Source organism: Peribacillus sp. P4_C12, from assembly GCF_056402095.1.
This window is the reverse complement of sequence record NZ_JBFUIB010001062.1, coordinates 1-750: the sequence shown is the minus strand read 5'-3', so window position 1 is coordinate 750 and position 750 is coordinate 1. Positions and strand designations below refer to the sequence as shown.

At 36.7% G+C, this 750-nt stretch carries 1 protein-coding gene and 1 pseudogene; one reads left to right on the top strand and one right to left on the bottom strand.

What is annotated here, in order from left to right; translation table 11 throughout:
- Positions 1-118 (bottom strand): annotated as a pseudogene (locus AC1DUW_RS31300) (DinB family protein); the annotation flags it as partial.
- A gap of 358 nt (positions 119-476) precedes the next feature.
- Between AC1DUW_RS31300 and AC1DUW_RS31295 the strand changes: the two are divergent.
- On the top strand, positions 477-701 hold the full coding sequence (locus tag AC1DUW_RS31295; protein WP_477644509.1) for a hypothetical protein: 225 nt from the start codon (positions 477-479) through the stop codon (positions 699-701).
- The last annotated feature ends 49 nt before the right edge of the window (positions 702-750 follow it).

The window sequence follows — 750 nt, the reverse complement described above, 5'->3', positions numbered from 1 at the left end:
TCCAAAATGCATGTTCCTCAGACAATCTTTCTACTGAATCTGAAAATGGTAGGTACCAACTTGGGTCATTAGCATTTGCCAACAACTGATCCGATAAAACATCTTTTGCATGAACCATAACAAACACTCCTAATTTTTATATACTGTTTTTTCTAAATCTTTAAACAATGTCATCTTAATTWWATTCTACATAGTATATTGATTGTCCTGTTAAGCTAACCTGCCCCTTCGTATTATAAGGTCAGCCAGAAAATATTTCTGGTTGAACAATTTTTATATCGATATATGATAACGGTAGCCGAGGTAGAACGTTCCTGCCCGTGGGGCTTGGACCCCGTCAACTAAACAGTTYGCCCCCTCTTGTASAAACATGATTAGGCTGRTTGGGACGTAGATCTCGTATAACAAGCGAAGCTGTGACACTGCAAGGARAAATAGAGGTGCCKGTAATCCACTAGATTAGGAGGAGATTTAGAATGAATCCAGTCGTTGGTCTGGATATTTCAAAAGGGGAAAGTCAGGTTCAAGCCTTTTTGGATAAAGGTATACCTTATCAAACATGCCTATCAAGAAAACGAAACAATTTTAAACACAAAAAACGTTATTCTTTGAGTAAAATACTCGAAAAGGATGACGTTTTTTCATGGTCCTCTCGCTTTGAATTTAATAAATCATCTTGTTCGTTAACGAGAGGACCATGAAAAAACGTCATCCTTTTCGAGTATTTTACTCAAAGAATAACGTTTTTTG